General features: G+C 70.8%; 15 protein-coding genes. 8 read left to right on the forward strand and 7 right to left on the reverse strand.

Features of this window, described 5'->3' with window-relative positions:
* Nucleotides 1-12: 12 nt before the first annotated feature.
* A complete protein-coding gene (locus tag FLL47_RS09980) occupies nucleotides 13-1122 on the reverse strand; it encodes a tetratricopeptide repeat protein (protein ID WP_144120162.1) in 1110 nt (369 codons plus the stop codon).
* Nucleotides 1123-1219: 97 nt separating this feature from the next.
* On the opposite strand from FLL47_RS09980, the gene FLL47_RS09985 reads away from it, so the two are divergent.
* Nucleotides 1220-1594 (forward strand): PadR family transcriptional regulator, encoded by a 375-nt coding sequence (locus FLL47_RS09985; RefSeq protein WP_144120163.1) that lies wholly within the window; start codon nucleotides 1220-1222, stop codon nucleotides 1592-1594.
* Nucleotides 1591-2961, forward strand: coding sequence for a permease prefix domain 1-containing protein (locus FLL47_RS09990; protein ID WP_144120164.1), 1371 nt, complete (start codon nucleotides 1591-1593; stop codon nucleotides 2959-2961). The genes FLL47_RS09985 and FLL47_RS09990 overlap by 4 nt, the downstream gene beginning before the upstream one ends.
* Nucleotides 2962-3054: 93 nt before the next feature.
* On the opposite strand, the gene FLL47_RS09995 is transcribed toward FLL47_RS09990, so the two are convergent.
* The 3 genes from FLL47_RS09995 to FLL47_RS10005 all read right to left on the reverse strand — a co-directional run bounded on the left by FLL47_RS09995 (nucleotide 3055) and on the right by FLL47_RS10005 (nucleotide 5268).
* On the reverse strand, nucleotides 3055-4047 hold the full coding sequence (locus FLL47_RS09995; protein WP_144120165.1) for a tyrosinase family protein: 993 nt from the start codon (nucleotides 4045-4047) through the stop codon (nucleotides 3055-3057).
* Nucleotides 4044-4658, reverse strand: coding sequence for a hypothetical protein (locus FLL47_RS10000; protein ID WP_144120166.1), 615 nt, complete (start codon nucleotides 4656-4658; stop codon nucleotides 4044-4046). The genes FLL47_RS09995 and FLL47_RS10000 overlap by 4 nt, the downstream gene beginning before the upstream one ends.
* A 166-nt stretch (nucleotides 4659-4824) precedes the next feature.
* Complete coding sequence (locus FLL47_RS10005) at nucleotides 4825-5268, reverse strand: helix-turn-helix domain-containing protein (RefSeq protein ID WP_186315631.1); 444 nt, start codon at nucleotides 5266-5268, stop codon at nucleotides 4825-4827.
* Between the two features lie 48 nt (nucleotides 5269-5316).
* Here FLL47_RS10005 and FLL47_RS10010 point away from each other — a divergent pair, with 48 nt between their 5' ends.
* Nucleotides 5317-6588, forward strand: a complete 1272-nt coding sequence (locus FLL47_RS10010) for an MFS transporter (RefSeq protein ID WP_144120168.1) — start codon at nucleotides 5317-5319, stop codon at nucleotides 6586-6588.
* Between the two features lie 95 nt (nucleotides 6589-6683).
* Here FLL47_RS10010 and FLL47_RS10015 read toward each other — a convergent pair whose 3' ends face one another.
* Nucleotides 6684-7310 (reverse strand): LysE family translocator, encoded by a 627-nt coding sequence (locus tag FLL47_RS10015; protein ID WP_186315632.1) that lies wholly within the window; start codon nucleotides 7308-7310, stop codon nucleotides 6684-6686.
* A gap of 70 nt (nucleotides 7311-7380) precedes the next feature.
* On the opposite strand from FLL47_RS10015, the gene FLL47_RS10020 reads away from it, so the two are divergent.
* Nucleotides 7381-8328: a LysR family transcriptional regulator gene (locus FLL47_RS10020; RefSeq protein ID WP_144120170.1), complete on the forward strand. Its 948-nt coding sequence runs from the start codon at nucleotides 7381-7383 to the stop codon at nucleotides 8326-8328.
* 109 nt (nucleotides 8329-8437) lie between these two features.
* On the opposite strand, the gene FLL47_RS10025 is transcribed toward FLL47_RS10020, so the two are convergent.
* The gene (locus FLL47_RS10025; RefSeq protein WP_144120171.1) at nucleotides 8438-8725 is read right to left on the reverse strand and encodes a hypothetical protein; all 288 of its coding nucleotides are present in this window, start codon (nucleotides 8723-8725) and stop codon (nucleotides 8438-8440) included.
* Between the two features lie 414 nt (nucleotides 8726-9139).
* On the opposite strand from FLL47_RS10025, the gene FLL47_RS10030 reads away from it, so the two are divergent.
* From FLL47_RS10030 to FLL47_RS10040, 3 genes are read left to right on the forward strand one after another with little or no spacing between them, the layout of a single operon-like run.
* A complete protein-coding gene (locus FLL47_RS10030; RefSeq protein WP_144120172.1) occupies nucleotides 9140-9709 on the forward strand; it encodes a hemerythrin domain-containing protein in 570 nt (189 codons plus the stop codon).
* Nucleotides 9706-12216 carry a catalase gene (locus FLL47_RS10035; RefSeq protein WP_246157740.1) on the forward strand — a complete coding sequence of 837 codons (2511 nt, stop codon included), beginning with the start codon at nucleotides 9706-9708 and terminating at the stop codon, nucleotides 12214-12216. The genes FLL47_RS10030 and FLL47_RS10035 overlap by 4 nt, the downstream gene beginning before the upstream one ends.
* Before the next feature lie 47 nt (nucleotides 12217-12263).
* A complete protein-coding gene (locus tag FLL47_RS10040) occupies nucleotides 12264-12572 on the forward strand; it encodes a DUF427 domain-containing protein (RefSeq protein WP_222106017.1) in 309 nt (102 codons plus the stop codon).
* A 48-nt stretch (nucleotides 12573-12620) separates the two neighbouring features.
* Here the strand turns inward: FLL47_RS10040 and FLL47_RS10045 are convergent, their stop codons facing one another.
* Entirely contained in the window at nucleotides 12621-14624 is a 2004-nt protein-coding gene (locus FLL47_RS10045; protein ID WP_144120174.1) for an amylo-alpha-1,6-glucosidase, read from the reverse strand.
* A 166-nt stretch (nucleotides 14625-14790) separates the two neighbouring features.
* On the opposite strand from FLL47_RS10045, the gene argG reads away from it, so the two are divergent.
* Complete coding sequence (gene argG, locus FLL47_RS10050) at nucleotides 14791-16242, forward strand: argininosuccinate synthase (protein WP_144120175.1); 1452 nt, start codon at nucleotides 14791-14793, stop codon at nucleotides 16240-16242.
* Nucleotides 16243-16327: the final 85 nt, after the last annotated feature.

A 16327-nucleotide genomic window follows, 5' to 3' on the forward strand; every position in this document is an offset into this window, starting at 1 on the left:
GACCGCGTGCCGTCAGCTCGTACGCAGCCGCGCCACCAGGTCCCCGGCGCGCCGCCACCAGTACTCGTACCGGCCCGGGAACAGGTTGTTCAACGTGTCGAGGCGCTCGAACGCCTCGTCCGCGTAGGTCAGGTCGTCCTCGGCGTCGCCGATGAGCAGGCACACGTTGGCCAGGGAGCCCGCGACCAGCAGCGGCGCGTGCCCGGCGTACTCGCGCAGGATCGGCTCGGCCCGACGCGCGGACCTCGCAGCGTCCGCCCGGCGTCCCTGCGCCAGCAGGACCTCGGCCTCGGTGGACAGCGGCATCGCCCAGCGGCGGCGCTGCGCTGCCGTCACCGGCTCGCCGTCGAGTTGCCGCAGCACGCTCATCGCCTCACCGACGGCGGCGAGGGCCTCGTCGAGGCGTCGCATCCGGGTCAGCGTCGTGGCGTAGTTGCTCAGCGCGGTGGCGAGCAGTTGTCGCGCGGGCCGGTCGGTCTCCGCGCGGGCGAGCGCGATCGCCTCCGTCTCGGCGGCCTCGGCGTCGGCGAAGCGGCCGAGCAGGGTCAGCGACGTGCCCCGCAGCACCAGCAGCTCGATCTCGATCTCGCGGTGGGAGCCGGGGGCGGCGGCCCGCAGCGTGTCGAGGGCCTGGCCCAGTGGCGCCAGGGACTCGGCGGTCCGGCCGAGGTCGGCCAGCGCCGCGCCCCGGTTGAGCAGCAGCGGCACCCGTCCCACCGCGGACAGCACCTCCGGTGCGGTCTGCTCCAACTCGGTGAACAGCTCCAGGGCCTGCTCCACTGCCGCCAGGCTCTGGGCGGCATGGCCGAGCTGGCGCAGCACGAAGCCGCGCAGGGACATGAGTTCGGCACCCAGCACGTGCACCAGCTGCGACTGCTGCACGGCGGGAGAGCGCCAGGCGTCCTCGGCTGCGTCGAGCTCCCGCAGCGCGGCCGGACGGTCCGGCTCCAACTGCACGGCCAGCCAGCGGGCCATGCACAGGCGGACCCAGACCAGCATGGTCGCGCCGTCGTCGCCCTCCAGCACGTACTGGGCGGCCAGCTCGCGGGCCAGCCGGAGCGCGCCGGCGTGGTCGCCGAGGCTCGCGAGCCGCTGCGCCGAGGTGAGTGGGTCCTGCTGCACCCGCCCAGCGTCCCACACCATGATCGCGGAGGGCGTTGCGCGCCCCTCATACCTAGAACTAGTATGCATAGCAGTTCTAGGTATAGGCGGTGTCCTCGTGCACATCACGAAAGATCTCGTCGCGGCCTCGGCGACCCCCCTCGTGCTAGGCATCCTGGCCGAGGGCGAGAGCTATGGCTACGCGATCCTCAAACAGGTGAACGAACTGTCCGGCGGCCATCTCGAATGGACCGACGGCCTGCTCTACCCGCTGCTGCACCGGCTGGAGCGGCTGGGTCACGTCGAGTCGACCTGGCACTCCCCGGTGGAGGGGCGGCGCCGCAAGTACTACCGCATCACCGACCAAGGCCTGAAGGAGCTGGCTGAGCAGCGCCGCCAGTGGGCCGCGGTCGTCGACACCCTGCGCGGCGTGTGGAACGCCGGCACGTCGCTGCGCCCGATCCCCGCACCGGCCTGGGGTGTGACCGGATGACCGTCGACAGTAACAACGACCTCGAAAAGCAGATCGCCGAATGGCGCGCCTACATGCGCCGCCGGCGGGAGCTGCACCAGACCGACGCCGAGGAGCTGGAGGACCACCTGCGCGGCCGGATCGCCGACCTGACCGAGGCGGGCCTGCAAGCCGACGAGGCGTTCCTCATCGCCGTCAAGCGCATGGGCAGCCTCGACGAGCTGTCCCGTGAGTTCGCCCGGGAGCACTCCGAGCGGCTGTGGAAGCAGCTGGTGCTGACCGGCGACGACGGCGGCGCGCCCAGTGCCGCCAAGCGGCGCGAGCTGCCGATCATGATCGCCTGCGCCGCCGGGGCGGCACTGGCCATCAAGGCGCCCGGGCTGTTCGGCGTCGACATGAACGACGACGACAGCGGCTTCTACCTGCGCAACATGGGCCTGTTCGCGCTGGCGCCGCTGGCCGCCTACTTCGCGTGGCTGCGTCGCGTGCGGCCGGCCGTCGTCGGCGTACTGGTCGCGCTGTTCGCGCTCGGCGCGGTGGCCGTCAACGCGTACCCGATGGGCATCGACACGCAGACCATCGTGCTGAGCACGATCCACCTGCCGATCGCCCTCTGGCTCGTGGTGGGTGTCGCCTACACCGGCGGCGACTGGCGCTCCGACCGCAGGCGGATGGACTTCATCCGGTTCACCGGCGAATGGTTCATCTACTTCGTGCTCATCGCCCTCGGCGGCGGCGTGCTGACCGCGTTCACCGTCGGCACCTTCTCCGCCATCGGCCTGAATGCGGAGACGTTCGTCGGGAACTGGCTGGTGCCCTGCGGCGCCGTGGCCGCGGTCGTGGTCGCGGCGTGGCTGGTCGAGGCGAAGCAGAGCGTCGTGGAGAACATGGCCCCGGTGCTGACCCGGGTGTTCACCCCGCTGTTCACGGTCACGCTGCTGGTGCTGCTCGGCGCCATCGCCTGGACCAGCAACGGCATCGACGTCCAGCGCGACGTGCTCATCATCTTCGACCTGCTGCTGGTCGTGGTGCTCGGCCTGCTGCTGTACGCCATCTCGGCCCGCGACCCGGCAGCCCCGCCCGGCGTCTTCGACAAGCTGCAACTCGCCCTCGTGGTCAGCGCGCTCGTCATCGACGTCCTGGTGCTGGCCGCGATCACCGGCCGGATCACCGAGTTCGGGTTCACGGCCAACAAGACCGCCGCGCTGGGTGAGAACCTGGTCCTGCTGGCCAACCTGGCCTGGTCGGCGTGGCTGTTCCTCGGCTTCGTCCGAGGCCGGCTGCCCTTCGGCCGGATGGAGCACTGGCAGACCCGCTACCTCCCGGTGTACGCGGCCTGGGCCTGGATCGTCGTCCTGGTGTTCCCGCCCCTGTTCGACTTCGCCTGACCGCGGTCCACCACCACACATGAACGCTCGATGGCGCGGCACACTGCGGCCGCGCCATCGAGCGTTCGCAGGCGCGAGACGGCCCGCCGACGCCTAAGCCGTGGTGTCGTATCCATACCAGGCCGACGCGTCCAGGACCTGCGCGGGAGTCAGCGGGTCGCCGAGCAGCGTCACCATCGTGTCGTTGCGGCCCTGCCCGCTCGGCACCTGCTCGTCGCCGTCGCCCGGGGAGTAGGCGCGCCCGCGTCGGGTCAGCCACGCCTCCCACAGCCGGTCCACGTTGCAGTGGTTGAGGTAGAACAGCGGATCGTTGGGCGAGCTGCCCGGACCCATGTCGCCGCCGACCCATACGTGCACCCGGTTGTGCATCTGCGGGCTGCCCGCCTGGCCCACCCGGCGCGGGTCGATCCAGCCCTCCACGCGGTTGCGGAACCCGTCGGAGCTGACGTCCCAGGGCGCGCTGTCATAGCCCAGCCCGTCCTCCAGAACCCACTTGGCATCCTCGGCGGTGGGCAGCCCCGGCACGTCGGTGTCGGTTCCGGCGTTGCGCTGCAGCGGCCGCGGCGCGACCGACCACAGCTGCGTGCCGTAGCCCACCAGCCGCACCCGCATCGCGGCCAGCGGGCCGCTGACCACGTCGCCGCGCGCGTCACCCAGCGCCGCCGCACCCCAGAGCGAGCTGGCGTGCTGCTGGTCGGTGGGCAGCCCGCCGTCGACGGTCCAGTCCCAGTAGGGCAGGCCGGCCTCCGGGTCGCCGGTGATCCGCTGGAGCTGCTGCTCCAGCCGCAGCAGGTACATCCGGTGCCAGGGCAGGAAGATCGGGCCGCCATGCGCCAGGTTGCGCATCGGGCGCGTCGGGCTGCTGGGCATCTGCATGGCCACGAAATGCCACAGCACGAACAGGTCCCAGGTGGTCAGCTGCTGGTCGACGCCGTACAGGCGGAAGCCCGGAATGGACGGCGACAGCAGCTGGTTGAGCTGCGAGGTCGTGTAGCCGGACGGCTCGGCGTTGAGCGCGACGACACCGGCGAGGAAACGCTCGCGCGCGGTGTCGGAGGTCTGGATGTTGGCGCGGACAGCGGTCACCGGTGCCCCTCCCCCTGGTGCTGGTGCTGGTCGTGGTCGTGGGACTGCTGCGGCTGCGCCGGGACCGGCGCGGCCGGAAGCGGGCGGTCAGCGTGCTGGTGGTCGGTGCCGTGCTCGTGCTCAGCGCCCTGCTGGTGGCCGGTGCCGTGCTGGTGGTCGGTGCCGTGCTGGTGGTCGGTGCCGTGCTGGTGGTCCTTGTCGTCCACGCAGCAGGTCGCGCCGTTGCCGCAGTGCTCGCCGTGCTCGCCGATCAGGCAGCCGAGCTCGTCGACCGCCGGCGGCTCGGTGCCGAAGTAGTCCAGGACCCGCTTGCACATGTCGATCGCGGACGGCAGGGCGTACTGGGGCAGCCCGTGGTAGTGCACCGCGCCGTTGTCGAGGACCTCCAGGCCGCCCTCGAGCGGCTGGCCGTCGATCGTGATCTTGTAGGTGGTCTCGATCCGGATCTCCCGCCCGCGGTGCACCGCGGTGCGCACCGACGTCGACACTCCGTCCACGCCGTGCGCGTGCCCGTGACCGGCCACCGACGGATCGGGCAGCCCGTATCCGCCCGCCTGCAGCGCAGCCGTGAACCCGGCGGGCACCGGGCCGTCGTCCTTCGTGAAAGTCACTGTTCCTCCACCGTGCTGCCGCAACGCCCGGGCGAGCACCGCCGCAGGCCAACGCACTGTGGCACCCCGACAGAGCCCCGACAACGGGTCGACGGCATTCCGACAAACACAGCGTCCCCACGGGTGATCAGGGCAGTCACAGCCGCGTTGTGGCGTGCGGCCGAAATCAGGCGCGTGTGGTCAAGACGGCGGCGTCGAGGATCCGGTGCCAATCCGGCTCTGCCAGCGGCCGGGCCGCCAGCGAACCCATGCCGGCCATGGCGTGCAGCAGACGTTCCCGCATCGTCGTCTCGGGAGTCCCGGTGCCTTTCGCCATCCGCGCGGCCTCGGTCGAGAATCGCGCAGACCGCGAGAACTGCAGCAGCGAGTCCGGCAGCGCGGCGGGCACCGCGGGCGCCCGACCGTCACCCTCGACGAGTTCCACGATCAGGCCGGCGCCCAGTGCGGCGGCGAGATTGCTCACGGCGGACAGTGTCGGGTTTCCCCGCCCGTTCTCCAGATTCGCGATGTAGGGCACGGAGAGTCCGGCGTCCGCGGCGATCGAGGCGATCGTGCGGCCGGCCGCCGTACGGCGGCTTCGGAGCCGTGCGCCGAGATCCTCTATTCTCACAGAACACATCTTGCCACATAGTGTTCTATAGAAATATAGTCCGCAGCCATGTGGCCGAACGTGTTGCGCAACGCGAACTTCCGGCGCCTCTGGACAGCCTCCACGATCGACTCTTTCGGCTCCTGGCTACTGGTGATGGCGGTGCCGCTGCAGGCCTTCATCCTGACCGGGTCGGCGATGTCGACCGGACTCGCCATGGCCGTCCAAGCACTGCCCGCCCTGGTGATCGGGCCTTGGGCCGGCCTGATGACCGACCGATGGCACCGCAGGAAGATCCTCGTCGTCGCCAACCTGGCGAGCGCGGCCGGTGTGGCCCTGATGGCACTGGCCACGGTCCCCGACCGGCTGGCGTTCATCTACGTGGGCCTGCTCGTGGAGAGCGTCGCGGTCTGCTTCCTGCGGCCCGCGCTCGCGGCGGTTACCCCGGCGGTCGTGGGCGACGAGTCCGACCTCGCCTCGGCCAATGCCCTCTCGGCCTTCGTCAACAGCGCCTTTCGGATGCTCGGTCCGCTCCTGGGCACCTATCTCGTGGCCACCGGCTGGTTCCAGGCCGTGGTGCTCGTCGACGTCGCGAGCTACCTCGCCGCAGCCGCGATCATCGTGCGTGTCGCCGGCATCCCCGCCGCCCCGCCGAGCGGGAACATCAGGCGGATCACGAGCGAACTGCACGCGGGACTGCGTCACATCGTCCGTACGCCGCTGCTGCGCGGCCTGCTGACGACCAGCGGGATCTACTGGACCGCGAACGCCGCGCTCACCGCGTTGCTGATCCCCTTCGTCGCCGACCGGCTCCACGCTTCCGGCCAGACCCTCGGCCATCTCATCGCAGGTCTGGGCGTCGGCTATCTCTGCGGGTCCGTGATCAGCAAGCCCCTGATCTCGCGGTACGCGACCCGCACCGTGCTCATGGCCGCGTACGCGTCGGTGGGCCTCTGCTTCGTCGTGATGTTCACGTCGACGACGCCGCAGACCGCCGTCATCGCCGTGACGTTGTGCGGCGTGCCCGGGGCGGTGGCACAGATCGTCACCGGGCTCCGCGTGCAGACATCGACCCCGGACGACGTGCTCGGCCGGGTCTCGGCCGCGTTCTACGCCGGCGACTCCACGGCAGCGGTCGCCGGCGCGCTCCTCGCCCCGGCCGTCGTGACGTTCGCCGGGCTCGGCACAGCCCTGATCGCGTTCAGCGCCATGGTGCTCGCCACGGCAGCCGTTGCCGCGGTCTTGCTGCCGCCGCCCACGTCGCCGAACATCTGGCCGGTGTCACCGCTGCGCGAAGGCGCCGGCCGCTCGACCGCGGCCGAACGCATGCGCGACGGCTGACCGCAGGCCCACCGGACAGGCAGGTCGCCGGTCCGCTGGTCCCGTGCCACCGCCCTTTGCGCCATACCCGCCGCCTGTGCGCTCGCAGCTGCGGATCATATTCCCAGAGCCACGGCTGCGCCCAGGCACAGGAGCGTGCCGCCCGTGAGCAGTTGCAGCCTGCGATGGACGGCCGGCTTCGACACGAGGGTGCGGCCGCGGTTCACCGCCCAGGTGAACAGCACGTACCAACCGGCGGTGACCAGTGCCCAGAGCACGCCCAGGGCGATGCTCGAAGCGAACACCGGTCCCTCCCGGGTGAGGAACTGGGGCAGCAGGGAGATGGCGAACACGCCGGCTTTGGGGTTGCCGATGTTGGTGGCCAGTCCGGCGGTGTACGCGCCCCAGTAGCCGCGCGCGTTGGTCTCCGGTGACGGCGCCGGGCCGGTCGACGGCCGCCGCCGCAGGGAGCGCAGCGTGTTGATGCCGAGCAGGGCGAGCACGACGCCACCGGCGAGTCGCAGCAGGGTGTAGGCGTCAGGGTCGGCCAGCATGACGGCCGACAGCCCCGCGGCGGCGGCGACGGTCCAGGCGAGCAGGCCGGTGCAGGTGCCGGCGATGCTGGCCCAGGCCGTGCGGGGACCACCGTGCAGGGTCTGGCGCAGCATGAGCGCTTGTCCGGCACCGGGCAACATGGCCAACAGCCAGGTGGTGCCGATGAACAGCGGAAGATGCGTGGGCATGGCTTCACGATGGCAAACAACCAGCATGCGAAGAAGTCAAAGATCACGCCCGCTGCGTTAAAATTTATTAATGCCCTTAGGTCCTGACGCGCTACGGCTGCTCGCGCTGATCGACCGCCACGGGTCGCTGGCGGCGGCCGCGCAGGCGCTCGGGCTGACGCCCGCGGCGGTGACGCAGCAGGTGGCCAAGGCCGAGCGGGACTGCCGCGCGCCCCTCGTCCGCCGCGGGCCACGGGGAGCCACGCTGACCGAGGCCGGGATGGTGCTGGCGCGGCACGGCCGGGTCGTCGACGAGGCGACCACCGGAGCCGCGGCCGAACTGGACGGCCTGCTGGGACTGCTGTCCCTGCGGCTGCGCATCGGCGCGTTCCAGGCCGCGGCGCTGCGCGTGCTGCCGCCCGCGCTGACGGCCTTGCGGCACCGGCACCCGGCCACCGACCTTTCGATCATGGACATCACGTCCGAGCGCGGGGTTCCCGCCGTGGCCGCGGGCGAGATGGACGTCGCGGTCGTCGCGTCGTGGGATCAGCCGCCCGTACCGCCGGACCACGTCCGGCTGCACCCACTGCTGACCGACCCCATGGTGGTCGTCCTCCCCGATGATCACGAGTTGGCGCGGGACGCGGCGCAGTCCGCGATCGATCTCGGCCGACTGCGCGACGAAGCGTGGGTGACGATCCGCGCGGGTCACGCGGCACGCTCCCAATTCGACCGGGCCGCCGCCAGGGCGGGCTTCGTGCCCAGGGTGCGTTTCGAGACCGAGTCCTATGACGTCGCGCAGGCGTTCGTGGCCACCGGCGTCGGTGTCGCCCTGGTGTCGCGCCTTGCGCTGACCCACCTTCCCGGCACCGTCCACCGCGAGCTGACCGGATCAGGCCTGAGCCGCACCCTCTACGCCGTGACCCTGTCCGACCACAGCATCACACCCATGGTGGCGACGTTCCTGCGGTTGCTGCACGACGTCGCCGACGACATCACCGGCTCATGGCCCGCGACACCAGACGGGCCAACTGTTTGACGCGGTGCGATCGGGGCAGCCGCCATGGTCGAGGCGGACGCCGAGCGCGACCCGTGCCGGCCCGGTGCCGGCCCGGTGCCGGCCCGGTGCCGGCCCGCCGCAGGTCGTCTCATGTGGTGCTCGAGCCCGGTGCAGGGGTCTCGTTCCGGGCCGGCCGCGCGATGGCTGCGGGCACCTCCGGATCTTCGTCAGCGTCGGGTGACGCCGCCGCGGAAGTCACGGCCCCTTCGCCCGACGTGGCCTGCGAGGCGTCGTCGGTGAACTTGCCCGGCGTCTGGGCGAGATCGTGCTGGACGTGCTCCACGCCGTCGGCGGAGGGCTGCCCGGCGGGTCCGCCGGTGCCGGAGCCGCCCTCGGCGACGTCTCGCTGCGTCGTGTCCCTGTATTCCTGAGTCATGGCGGAGTCCTCTCTCTGCACGGCAGGTAGGCCTCGGGCGCGCTGCGGGCCCACCCACCCCGCCGAGCGTCCGCTCCCCCGGTTTCGTCGTCCGTCCTGTCGGCTGTGTGTTCCCCTGTAATCGCATGTCAAACGCATCGTCGGAGTCGCCCGTGGTGAGGGCGAGCTGCCCCTGGCCGCGGCAACGAGGCGACAGTCGCCCGGGTCTGCCGAGCCGGCAGCATGCCGACGGAAAGGATCGCGCCCCGCGGCTCCACGTTGCCCAGTGCAATTGGGCGTAATCGAGTTTGTGCAGGTCACGGTTGGGTAGCGTGCATTCAGACTGGTTCAGGCGCTTCTCCGTAGCCGGGTTCTCCGGGGCACCAGCCCACTGTCGGCGACGGAGCCCGGCCGTCGAGCTGAACGGAGCACACCATGACCACAGCCCGGCAAGACGTCATCGACACACTGGTCGGCCAGCATCAGCAGATCAAGTTGCTGTTCGCCCAGGTCGAGTCCGCCACCGGCGAGCACAAACAGGAGCTGTTCACCGAGCTCGTCGCCACGCTGGCGGTGCACGAGACCGTGGAGCAGCAACTGGTGCACCCGCTCGCGGAGCGGGAACTGCCCGACGGGCCGCAGGTCGTGCCGTCTCGCCTGGCCGAGGAGGACGAGGCGAGGCAGGTGCTCTCGGACCTGTACGCCCGGGGCGTGGCGGACTCCGGGTTCGACGTGCAGCTCGCTGAGCTGCGCGACGCAGTGGCCGCCCACGCCGAGGCGGAGGAGGAACTGGAGTTCATGCGGCTGCGCGAGGTCACCGACCCCGCCGAGCTGACCCGCATGGCAGCGATCGTGCAGGCCGCGCAGCTGCTGGCCCCGTCGGCCTCCCCTCCTGACGTCGCCGCCGACAGGTCCCGGTCCCTGCAAGGACCGCCTGACGAGGTGTTCGACCGGGTATCTGAGCTGCTCGCGCAGTCGGCAGGGGAAGACGAGGTGCGGTCATGACGGCCAGGCAGCGCAAATCGACGGGTGCCGACGCAACGGTCTCGAAGAAGGCAGCGAAGCAGGCGCGTGCCGACGCACCAGTCCCAAAGAAGGCAGCGAAGCAGGCGCGTGCCGAAAAGGCGACCACGGCCGCCAAACGCACCGCGGCGCCGCCTTCCGCCGCCGGTGCCCGCAAGGTCGCGGGTTCCACGACGGCGCCTGCCGCGAAGACGTCCCCGTCGCGGCGGCCCACGGCCAGGAAGGGCGGCGCCCAGGTCGCGGCAGCCAAGGCGGCACCGCGGGCGAAGGCGGTCCCGGCGAAGAAGGCCGGCTCCCGGCTCGCCCCGGCTGCGGTCGCCGAGGCGCTCGCCCGCGCCGAACGAGGAGCTGCCGCCGAAGCCGCGCCGGGCGGCGAGGCCAAAGTGGCGCAGCTCGACACCCATCGGATGGCCAAGCTCGACACCGAGCTGACCACCGACCAGGGCATCGGCGTCGAAGACACCGACAACACGCTGCGCGCTGGCCCACGCGGGCCGAGCCTGCTGGAGGACTTCCACTTCCGCGAGAAGATCATGCGCTTCGACCACGAGCGCATCCCCGAGCGGGTGGTGCACGCCCGAGGATCCGGCGCGCACGGCTACTTCCAGCCATACGACAATTCGCTGGCCCGGTACACCGCTGCCCGCTTCCTGACCGATCCCGGCACCCGCACCCCGGTGTTCGTACGGTTCTCCACGGTGCAGGGCTCACGCGGCTCGACCGACACACCGCGCGACGTCCGCGGGTTCGCCGTGAAGTTCTACACCGACCAGGGCAACTTCGACCTCGTCGGCAACAACATGCCGGTGTTCTTCATTCAGGACGGCATCAAGTTCCCCGACGTCATCCACGCGGTCAAACCCGAACCGCACCACGAGATGCCCCAGGCGGCCTCGGCCCACGACACCTTCTGGGACTTCGTGACACTGCAGCCGGAGACCATGCACCACGTCATCTGGCTGATGTCGGACCGGGCCATCCCGCGCAGCTTCCGCACCATGCAGGGCTTCGGCGTGCACACGTTCCGGCTGGTGGCCGCCGACGGCACGCGTACCTTCGTCAAGTTCCACTGGACACCGGTGGCGGGCGTGCACTCCCTGGTCTGGGACGAGGCGCAGAAGATCTCCGGCAAGGACCCCGACTTCAACCGCCGCGACCTGTGGGAGTCGATCGAGGCGGGCGTCTACCCGGAGTACGAGCTCGGCGTGCAGTTGATCGCCGAGCAGGACGAGTTCGCCTTCGACGACATAGACCTGCTCGACTCCACGAAGCTCGTCCCGGAGGAGGTCGTGCCGGTCGTGCCCGTGGGGCGGATGGTGCTGGACCGCAACCCGGACAACTTCTTCGCCGAGACCGAGCAGGTCGCCTTCTGCGTGCAGAACGTCGTGCCGGGCATCGACTTCACCGACGACCCGCTGCTGCAGGCGCGGCTGTTCTCCTACCTCGACACCCAGCTGACCCGGCTCGGCGGGCCCAACTTCGCCCAGATCCCGATCAACCGGCCGCTCGCGCCGGTACGCAACCACCAGCAGGACGGCTTCCACCAGGACGACATCCCGCTCGGCCAGGCCAACTACCATCCGAACTCGCTCGGCGGCGGCTGCCCGGTCGTGCCGGGCGCCGGCGGTGGGGCGTTCGTGCACACGCCGGAGCACGTGGACGGGATCAAGGAGCGAAAGCGGTCGGAGACCTTCTCCGACCACTACAGCCAGGCCACCCTGTTCTGGAACAGCATGGCCGCCTGGGAGAAGGAGCACATCGTCGCGGCGTACCGCTTCGAACTGGGCAAGGTCGAGCACCTGCACATCCGCGAGCGTCTGGTCGAACATCTCAACAACATCGATCATCAGCTCGCGGTCGCGGTGGCCGCCGGAATCGGGGTGGCGGCTCCGGCCGCCGGGCCGCCCAACCACGGCCGGATGTCTCCGGCGCTGAGCCAGGCGAGCCTGCCCGGCAGCAGCGGTGTCGTCGGCCGCAAGGTCGCGGTGCTCGTCGCAGACGGCGTAGATGCCGGCGTGGAGACCGTTCGTGACGCCCTCACCCTGGACGGCGCCGTGGTGGAGCTGCTCGGCCTGGTCGACGGGACGGTGACCGTGTCGACGGGCGGCGCGCTGCCGGTGACCCGGGCGATGAACACCGTCGCCTCGGTGCTCTATGACTGCGTCGTCGTCGCCGACGGCGATGCAGCAGTGGATCTGCTGGTCAACGACGGCTGTGCGGTGCACTTCGTCGCCGAGGCGTACAAGCACGGCAAGGCGGTCGGCGTGCTCGGGGTCGGCGACCGGCTCGTGCAGGCGGCACGGCTGCCGGTGTACGAGGCGTCGGACCGGGTCGCCGGGCCGCCCAGCAAGCCCGCGGCCGGCGCGCTCGACGGGGTCGTCTTCCTCGCCCCCGGCAAGGTCGCCGACGGCACGTTCCTGACCGAATTGTCGGCCGCCATCGCGGCGCACCGCCACTTCGACCGCCCGGTCGAGGGCATCGCCGCCTGAGGCGAGGGATGTATGCCGGCCGAGGGCCCTGGCGTGATGATCGTCCGGTGCGGGTGCGGGCCGTGTGGAGAGGCACGGTGCTGGCGGACAGCGCGGACACCGTCAGCGCCGACGCCGTCGTGTATTTTCCCGCGAAGGACGTGGCCTGGCAGTATCTGCGTCCCAGCGCCAAGCGGACGATGTGCCCCTGGAAGGGCGTCGCCGCCTACTACACGGTGACGGTCGGCGACGTCGCCGACCGGGATGCGGCCTGGACCTACCACCGCCCGTGGGCGTCGGCCCGCAGGCTGCGGGGCCGGGTGGCGTTCGGTGGCGACGTCACGATCGAGACGACCCCGATCCGCCGGGATCGGTGAGCGTCGTCGCGGCGACCTGCGCCGAACGCTTGGGCCGCACCCGGCGGATCAGACCTCGACGGCCTGCCGCCGGCCCCGAACGGGCACGTTCTCCAGCCGCATCGGGCCGACGGCCACGACCGGGTGTCCGGCCGCTCGCAGGTTCCCGTCTTCGATGTCGAGGCCGAGCAGGGTGCGCAGCACGAGCAGCACCGAACCCGCCGACCAGGCCTGGGGAGACGACGGGGTCGGATACTCCACCGGCCGCTCGCCCTGGCGGTCGAAACCCGCGAAGACCTCGGGCAGCCGGTATCCGAACGCGGCCGCGGCCTCGAGCAGGTTCACGGCCAGCCCGGCGGCCTGTTCGCGGTGCCCGTAGCGACGCAGGCCCTCGGCGATGATCGCGGTGTCGTGCGGCCACACCGTGCCGTTGTGGTACTCGATCGGGTTGTAGCCGTGGTCCGCGCTGGACATGGTCCGCACGCCCCAGCCGGAGTGCATCGTCGGGTCGAGCAGCCGCGCGACCGTGGCCTCGGCGTGCTCGTCGTCGACGATGCCGCTCCACAGCAGGTGCCCGATGTTCGAGGTGGCCGCGTCGACCTGGCGCTTGTCGCCGTCGAGGGCGAGCGCGAAGTGGCCCCGCGCGGGGATCCAGAAGTCGGTGTTGAACCGCTGCCGTAGCGCGGCGGCTTCCTGTTCGAGCCGGTCGGCGAGGTCGGGGTCGTGCCAGAACTCCCGGGCCAGGCGTGCGGTGCGCAGGCGCGCATCGTAGGCGTACCCCTGGATCTCGCAGGTGGCGATCGGCGCGCGGGCGACCCGCCCGTCGGCGAACATGATCGAGTTCCAGGAGTCCTTCCAGCACTGGTTGGCCAGGCCCTGCGGGGACCGGGTGCGGTATTCCAGGTAGCCGTCGCCGTCGGGGTCGCCCGGGCCCTGCATCCAGGCGACGGCGGCGCGCGCCGCCGATTCCAGGCGGTGGACCAGTTCGGTGTCGGCCGTCCACCGCTCGTACTCCTCGAGCAGGATGAGGAACAGCAGTGTCGCGTCGTGCGAGCCGTAGTAGGGGCTGTGGGGCGTACGGCCGGTAGCGGTCAGCTCGCCGTGCCGGAGTTCGTGCGGGATCTTGCCCGGATCGGCGTCGCGGAAGTCGTCGACCTGCGTCGCCTGCACCATGGCCAGGGCTTTCAGCGTCGTCTCGGCGAGCCGGGGGTGGAACGGCAGCGCCTGGTATGCGGTGATGAGGCTGTCCCGGCCGAACAGGGCCATGAACCAGGGCGCGCCGGCGGCCGGCACCGAGTGCGCACAGCCCCGGATCGGGTGGAAACGCAGCGCGGCCAGGTCCTGCAGGGCATGCCGGTAGGCGTGCCGGGCCGGGTCGAAGGTCGTGTGCAGCACCGGGGCGTCGTCCAGCCACTGCTGCATCGTCTGCGGCATGTCCGGCTCCAACCGCCCGAACCCGCCGTGCCCCACCCGCAGCTTGTGCTCGCCATCGTTGTCTGAGCAGGTCACGTCGATGCAGGTGGTCCAGGTGCCACGGGCGGGCAGCCTTATCGCCCACCGCATGCCCGTCGGCTCGAGGGTGCCGGGCTCGGAGAAGGCGACCGTCGTCGCGCGGGTGAAGTCGCCGTTGCGGTACCCGAAGGTGACCGTGTCCGCGTCGACGGCGGCGGTCACCTGCCTGGAGCCGATCTTGCCGTCCTTGACCTCGAAGATGTCGGCGAAGTCGGCGCCCAGCGACAGCTCGAGGACGAGTTCCCGATCCTCGTCGCTGAAATTCTCCAGGACCAGGTCCTCGTGCAGGCCGGTGGCGACGATGCGGTCGCGCCGAAGCGACAGCGTCGGATTGACGCCGACACTCACCGAGGGCAGCGTCGCGTGGATGCGGGCCGAGTAGTACTGGGGCGTGTCGTAGCTGAGCAGGTGCAGTTCCGCGCCGTCGAGGGTCAGCCGCCATGACGACAGGTGCCGTGTGTCAGCGAAGTACAGGCCGTCCTCGGCTCCCTCGGTGTCGCCCAGCCCGTTCGTGGTGAAGAAGGTGCTGCCGTCGAGCAGTGCCAGCCGTGCTTGCGACATCGCCACCACCAGCCCTCGATCGGCCTCCGTTCACAGGCTATGCCCAGGCCAGCGCACTGCCGGGCCGGTCGCCGCAATCGGCGGGCGGGCAGCGGGAGATGAGGCCTGCGACTCACTCACCGAGTCGGCTTGCATAGTCATACGGTTGTGCGCATATACTTTGCAGGTGTCCAAGGTACTTACGTCCCTCCCTGTCGGTGATCACGTCGGAATCGCCTTTTCCGGCGGCCTCGACACCTCAGTAGCTGTCGCGTGGATGCGCGAAAAGGGTGCGATTCCGTGCACCTATACCGCAGATATCGGCCAATATGACGAACCGGACATCGCTTCGGTGCCCGGCCGCGCCACCGCCTACGGAGCGCAGATCGCCCGGCTGGTCGACTGCCGCGCGGCCCTGGTCGAGGAAGGGCTGGCCGCCCTGGCCTGCGGCGCGTTCCACATCCGGTCCGGCGGCCGCGCCTACTTCAACACCACCCCCCTCGGCCGTGCCGTCACCGGCACGCTGCTGGTGCGGGCCATGCTCGACGACGGCGTCCAGGTCTGGGGCGACGGCTCCACCTTCAAGGGCAACGACATCGAGCGGTTCTACCGCTACGGCCTGCTGGCCAACCCCTCCCTGCGGATCTACAAGCCGTGGCTGGACGCCCAGTTCGTCAGCGAGCTCGGCGGACGCAAGGAGATGTCCGAGTGGCTGCTCGCCCGTGACCTGCCCTACCGGGACAGCACCGAGAAGGCGTACTCCACCGACGCCAACATCTGGGGCGCGACCCACGAGGCCAAGTCCCTCGAACGCCTCGACACCGGCATCGAGATCGTCGAGCCGATCATGGGCGTGCGGTTCTGGGACAGCACCGTGCAGATCGAGCCCGAGGACGTCACGATCGGCTTCCAGCAGGGGCGGCCGGTGACGATCAACGGCAAGGAGTTCGGCTCCGCGGTCGACCTGGTCCTGGAGGCGAACGCCATCGGCGGCCGGCACGGCCTCGGCATGTCCGACCAGATCGAAAACCGGATCATCGAGGCCAAGAGCCGCGGCATCTACGAGGCGCCGGGCATGGCGCTGCTGCACGCCGCCTACGAGCGCCTGGTCAACGCGATCCACAACGAGGACACCGTCGCGGCCTACCACAACGACGGCCGCCGCCTCGGCCGGCTGCTGTACGAGGGCCGCTGGCTCGACCCGCAGTCCCTGATGCTGCGCGAGGCCCTGCAGCGCTGGATCGGCTCCGCCGTCACCGGCCAGGTGACCCTGCGGCTGCGGCGCGGCGAGGACTACTCCGTCCTCGACACCACCGGGCCCGCGCTCAGCTACCACCCGGACAAGCTGTCCATGGAGCGCACCGAGGACTCCGCCTTCGGCCCCGTCGACCGCATCGGCCAGCTGACCATGCGCAACCTGGACATCGCCGACTCGCGCGCCAAGCTGGAGCAGTATGCCCAGCTCGGCATCGTCGGCGGCGGCTCGCACCTGCAGGTGACCGCCGTCGCGCAGCCCGGCCCGCACACGCTGATCGGCGTCCTGCCCGAGGGCGGGGCCGACACGATCGCCTCACGCGGACACGCGCACGGCGACGACGAGCTGCTCGACAACGCCGCGATGGAGTCGGGCACCGACTGAACATCGAAACGGAGCAGCCGACCGCCGACCCGGCGGTCGGCTGCTCCGTTTCCGTCCGGTCCCGCCGGAGAGGTGCCAGCGCGGC

This window comes from Catellatospora sichuanensis, assembly GCF_007483665.1.
Lineage (GTDB): Bacteria > Actinomycetota > Actinomycetes > Mycobacteriales > Micromonosporaceae > Catellatospora > Catellatospora sichuanensis.

Excerpts from the sequence above, each read along its gene's own strand:
- FLL47_RS09990 (WP_144120164.1), top strand. The coding sequence starts at position 1,591 with ATGACCGTCGACAGTAACAACGACCTCGAAAAGCAGATCGCCGAATGG.
- FLL47_RS10010 (WP_144120168.1), top strand. The coding sequence starts at position 5,317 with ATGTGGCCGAACGTGTTGCGCAACGCGAACTTCCGGCGCCTCTGGACA.
- FLL47_RS10015 (WP_186315632.1), bottom strand. The coding sequence starts at position 7,310 with ATGCCCACGCATCTTCCGCTGTTCATCGGCACCACCTGGCTGTTGGCC.
- FLL47_RS10020 (WP_144120170.1), top strand. The coding sequence starts at position 7,381 with ATGCCCTTAGGTCCTGACGCGCTACGGCTGCTCGCGCTGATCGACCGC.
- FLL47_RS10025 (WP_144120171.1), bottom strand. The coding sequence starts at position 8,725 with ATGACTCAGGAATACAGGGACACGACGCAGCGAGACGTCGCCGAGGGC.
- FLL47_RS10030 (WP_144120172.1), top strand. The coding sequence starts at position 9,140 with ATGACCACAGCCCGGCAAGACGTCATCGACACACTGGTCGGCCAGCAT.
- FLL47_RS10035 (WP_246157740.1), top strand. The coding sequence starts at position 9,706 with ATGACGGCCAGGCAGCGCAAATCGACGGGTGCCGACGCAACGGTCTCG.
- FLL47_RS10045 (WP_144120174.1), bottom strand. The coding sequence starts at position 14,624 with ATGTCGCAAGCACGGCTGGCACTGCTCGACGGCAGCACCTTCTTCACC.